General features: G+C 67.2%; 5 protein-coding genes. All 5 read left to right on the top strand.

Annotated features, from left to right (window positions below; translation table 11 throughout):
* A partial coding sequence (locus AC5DC2_RS19675) for an ABC transporter permease (RefSeq protein WP_491699694.1) occupies positions 1-915 on the top strand: 915 nt, incomplete at its 5' end.
* A gap of 11 nt (positions 916-926) precedes the next feature.
* Positions 927-1,721: an SDR family oxidoreductase gene (locus tag AC5DC2_RS19670; RefSeq protein WP_491699693.1), complete on the top strand. Its 795-nt coding sequence runs from the start codon at positions 927-929 to the stop codon at positions 1,719-1,721.
* The gene (locus AC5DC2_RS19665; protein ID WP_491699692.1) at positions 1,721-2,662 is read left to right on the top strand and encodes a 3-hydroxyacyl-CoA dehydrogenase; all 942 of its coding nucleotides are present in this window, start codon (positions 1,721-1,723) and stop codon (positions 2,660-2,662) included. Before AC5DC2_RS19670 ends, AC5DC2_RS19665 begins: the two co-directional genes overlap by 1 nt.
* 4 nt (positions 2,663-2,666) lie before the next feature.
* A complete protein-coding gene (gene kce, locus AC5DC2_RS19660; protein ID WP_491699691.1) occupies positions 2,667-3,593 on the top strand; it encodes a 3,5-dioxohexanoate:acetyl-CoA acetone transferase in 927 nt (308 codons plus the stop codon).
* A gap of 18 nt (positions 3,594-3,611) precedes the next feature.
* Entirely contained in the window at positions 3,612-4,490 is an 879-nt protein-coding gene (locus AC5DC2_RS19655; RefSeq protein WP_491699690.1) for an SMP-30/gluconolactonase/LRE family protein, read from the top strand.
* Positions 4,491-4,707 lie beyond the last annotated feature (217 nt).

The following is a 4,707-nucleotide window of genomic DNA, read 5'->3' as shown; positions in this document are numbered from 1 at the left end:
GCGACGCTGCGGCATGCGCTCCCCGCCTGGCTCTGCCTCGTCCTGGTGCTGGTCGCGACGCATCTGGTTCTCGGAGGCGTGTTCACCGGATGGCGCTATTGGGACTCGCTGCTGGTGCTTTCAAGCTTCCTCGCCATCCTGGCGCTGGGCCAGGGCGCGGTGATCCTGACCGGCGGGCTCGACCTGTCGCTGCCGTGGTGCATCGCGCTGTCGGGCGTGCTGATGACGGGTCTGGTCGGCGGCCAGGACGCAGGCCTTCTGGTCGCACTGCCGGTGGTTTTCGCCGTGGCGGCGCTGATCGGGCTGGCAAACGGGCTCGGCGTGGTGGCGCTCGGGTTGTCTCCGATCGTGGTGACGCTGGCGATGAACGGCATCCTGCAGGGCGCGGCGCTGATCTGGTCCGGCGGCACGCCGGCGGGTTTTGCCCCGCCCGCGCTGCGCTGGCTGATGACCGGCAAGGTGCTCGGCGTGACCCCGGTCATCCTGTTCATGATCGCCTTTGCCGCCGCGGCGATCCTGCTTCTCGGGCGCACGGTGTTCGGCCGGCGCGTCTACGCCGTCGGCAACAGCGCGCTCGCCGCGCGTCTCTCGGGCGTCAGCACCGGGCGGGTGATCGTCTCGGTCTATATCCTCTCGGCGCTCTGCGCCGCGCTGGTGGGCGTCCTGCTCGCCGGGTTCTCCGGACAGGCGAGCCTGGGCATGGGCGACGACTACCTGCTGCCCTCGATCGCCGTGGTGGTGGTCGGCGGCGCGCTGATCACCGGCGGGCGCGGGCACTATGCCGGCATGCTGGGCGGCGCGCTGCTGCTCACCGCGATGCAGACGCTGCTTGCGGGCACTTCGCTGCCCTTTGCCTTCCGATCCGTGTTCTTCGGCCTCGTCATCCTGATGGCCGTTATCGCCCTGCGCGAATGAAGGAGATTGCCATGAACGACACCCCTCGCATGATTTTGCCCGGCCTTGCCGGAAAACGCATCGCGATCAGCGCCGGCGCGGGCGGCATCGGGCTTTGCATCGCGCGCGAGCTTGCCCGCCAGGGCGCCCGCCTTGCGATCTGCGACGTGGACCCCGCCGCGCTGGAGGCTGCCACCGCCGCGCTTGGCGCCGAGGTCGCGATGCTGGCCGACGTCTCGGCCGAGGCCGAGGTCGCGGCATTCTTCAAGGCCATCGAAACCCGCATGGGCGGGCTCGATGCGCTGGTCAACAATGCCGGGATCGCCGGCCCGACCGGCGGCGTCGACGCGATATCGACCGGCGACTGGCGACGCTGCATCGATATCTGCCTCACCGGGCAGTTCCTCTGCACCCATTATGCGGTGCCGATGCTGCGCGCGGCGGGCGGCGGCGCCATCGTCAATATCTCGTCTTCTGCGGGCAAGTTCGGCTATGCCTTCCGCACGCCCTACGCCTCTGCCAAGTGGGGCGTCGTGGGTTTCACCCAGAGCCTTGCCAAGGAGCTGGGTCCGGACAATATCCGCGCCAATGCCATCCTGCCCGGCATCATCGCCGGACCGCGCATCGAAAAGGTGATCGCCGCCCGCGCCGAGCAGACCGGCGTCAGCCACGAGGCGATGACCGAGCGCTACCTGTCCAACGTCTCGCTGCGGCGCATGACCCCGCCGGAGGATGTTGCCGATATGGCCGCCTTCCTGATCGCCGATACCGGACGCAACCTGTCGGGGCAGAGCTTCCCCGTCGACGGCAATGTGGAGACGCTGTGATGCCCGCCCCCGTCGCCTGCGTCGGCGCCGGCCTGATCGGCCGCGCCTGGTCCATCGTCTTCGCCCGCGCCGGCCACGCGGTGCGGCTCTGGGACGAGAACGCCGAAGCGCCCCATGCCGCCCGCGCCTTTGCCGCAGAGATGCTGCCTGAGCTGGGGCGGCTCGGCCTCATCGATTGCGACCCCGAGGAGGCGCTTTCGCGCATCCGCCCGGTTGCCACGCTCGAAGAGGCGCTGGACGGGGCGGAACACGTGCAGGAAAGCACATTCGAGGAGATCGGCGTGAAGCGCGCCATCTTCGCGCGGCTCGATGCGATCGCGGGACCCGAAACCGTGCTGGCCTCGTCGTCTTCCGCCCTGCTGCCCTCGGCGATCTCCGAGGGGCTTGCGGGGCGTCACCGGGTCATGGTCAACCATCCGATCAATCCCGCCTATCTTGTCCCGGCGGCGGAGCTGGTGCCCGCGCCATGGACCGATCCGGCGCTGGTCGAACGCACGGCGACCATGCTGCGCGCGGCCGGAATGCGCCCCATCGTCATGCAAAAGGAGATCGATGGCTTCGTCATGAACCGGATGCAGGGGGCCTTGTTGCATGAGGCTTTCCGGCTGGTTGCCGACGGCTATGCCAGCGCCGAGGACATCGACATCGGCCTCAGCGAGGGCCTCGCCCTGCGCTGGTCGTTCATCGGCCCGTTCGAGACGATCGACCTCAACGCCCCTAAGGGCGTGCGGCAATATGTCGAACGCTATGCCGGCATTTATGACGGCCTCTCCGGACAGCCCCCCGCCGACTGGCGCGGCGCCGTGCTGGACCGCATCGAGGCGGAGCGCCGCGCAACGCTTCCCGCAGAAAACATCGCCGACCGGCAAGCCTGGCGCGACCGGCGGCTCATGGCGCTCGCCGCCCACAAACGGCGCGCCGCAGACGAAATCGGAGACTGAGACCATGCCCGACAAAGTGATCATCACCTGCGCCGTGACCGGCGCCATCCACACCCCGACCATGTCGGAGTACCTGCCGATCACCCCCGACGAGATCGCCGAGGCCGCCATCGGCGCCGCCGAGGCGGGGGCCGCGATCCTGCACCTGCATGCGCGCGATCCGAGGACCGGCAAGCCCGATCAGTCGCCGGAAGCCTTCGCGCCCTTTCTCGGCCGCATCAAGCAGTCGACCAACGCGGTGGTGAACATCACCACCGGCGGTTCGCCCTACATGACCGTGGACGAGCGCACCAGACCGGCGGCCAAGTGGTCGCCCGAGGTCGCCTCGCTCAATATGGGGTCGATGAATTTCGGCTTCTTTCCGCTGTTGGCGAAATACAAGGAGTTCAAGCACGAATGGGAACGCGAGCACCTGGAAGGCTCGCGCGACCTTGTGTTCCGCAACTCGTTCAAGGATATCGAATATGTGCTGGAGACCTGTTACGGCAACGGCACGCGGTTCGAGTTCGAATGCTATGATATCTCGCATCTCTACAACCTCGCCCATTTCGCCGATCGCGGGCTGGTGAAGCCGCCATTCTTCGTGCAGTCGGTGTTCGGGCTTCTGGGTGGCATCGGCACTCACCCGGAGGACGTGATGCACATGAAAAGGACCGCCGACCGGCTGTTCGGCAGCGATTTCCGCTGGTCGGTGCTGGGCGCCGGCAAGGACCAGTTCCGCATCGCCGCGCAGGCCGTCAGCATGGGCGGGAACATCCGCGTCGGGCTAGAGGACAGCATCTGGATTGCCCGCGGCAGGCTCGCGGAGAGCAACGCCCAGCAGGTCGCCAAGGCGCGCGCCCTCGTCGAGGGGTTGGGGCTCGAGATCGCCACGCCCGACGAGGCCCGGGCGATGCTCGCGCTCAAGGGCGGCGACGCGGTGAATTTCTGAGGAGGGAGGAAGACGGTTATGAAGATCGATATTCTGCTGGATGTGAAGACCACGCTGGGCGAAGGCCCGGTCTGGGATGTGGAGAGCCAGCGGCTCTACTTCATCGATTCGATGGACGGACGGGTATTCCGTTGCACGGCCGAAGGCACCGAGCTGCGGGCCTTCGACGTGCCGGGCAAGATCGGATCCATGGCGTTGCGCAAGGACGGCTCCGGCGCCATCGTGTCGCTGGACAAGGGCTTCCATCTGCTGGATTTCGAAAGCGGCGACTGCCAGCTGCTGCACGATCCCGAGCCGGGAATGGATACAACCCGTCTCAATGACGGCAAATGCGACCGCAGGGGGCGGTTCTTCGCCGGCTCCATGGACATGATGGAAGAGGGGCCGAAAGGCGCGCTTTACCGGGTCGATCCGGACTTCAGCGTCACCAAGGTCGACGACGGCATCATCTGCTCGAACGGCCCCTGTTTCGCGCCGGATGACAGGACCTTCTATTTCACCGACACCTGGACCGGCGAGGTCTGGGCCTATGACTACGATATCGGGACGGGCGCCGTTTCGAACCGCCGGACCTTCACGAAGGTTGATACGTCGAATGGCGGCGCTGCGGACGGAGCGACGGTGGATGCCGAAGGCTATTACTGGCTGGCGCTCGTTTATGACGGCCGAATCTGCCGTTATGCGCCCGACGGCACGCTCGACCGCGAGATCGAGATGCCGGTGAAGAAGGTGACCAGCGTGCAGTTCGGCGGGCCGAACCTCGATGTGCTTTACGTCACCTCGATGGCCAAGCCGCCGCTGCCGCGCTTTCCCGGCGACGGCGTTCTGCGCGGGAGCCTGTTCGCGATCACGGGGCTCGGGGTCAAGGGCCTGCCCGAACCACGCTTCGGCGGCTGAACGCGGCGGGCCGCAGGACGCCCGACCGGCGCATGCGAGGATGGCGGTTCGCTTCCGGGCGTCATCCGCGCATGCGCTGGCGGCCTTCAGGGAAGCTGAAGGAATTTGCGGGGCCAGCCGCTGCGCCTGCCGGCCGGTTCATCATCCGGCGGCGTCTCGGCGGCTTACAGCATCGGCCCGAAAATCGGAATCGATTTTCGGAAAGCACGATGCGTAG

This window comes from Martelella sp. (assembly GCF_984369615.1).
This window is presented reverse-complemented; position numbering and strand designations above follow the sequence as displayed.

Coding starts and splice junctions, on each gene's coding strand:
- AC5DC2_RS19670 (WP_491699693.1), top strand. CDS start 927: ATGAACGACACCCCTCGCATGATTTTGCCCGGCCTTGCCGGAAAACGC.
- AC5DC2_RS19665 (WP_491699692.1), top strand. CDS start 1,721: ATGCCCGCCCCCGTCGCCTGCGTCGGCGCCGGCCTGATCGGCCGCGCC.
- kce (WP_491699691.1), top strand. CDS start 2,667: ATGCCCGACAAAGTGATCATCACCTGCGCCGTGACCGGCGCCATCCAC.
- AC5DC2_RS19655 (WP_491699690.1), top strand. CDS start 3,612: ATGAAGATCGATATTCTGCTGGATGTGAAGACCACGCTGGGCGAAGGC.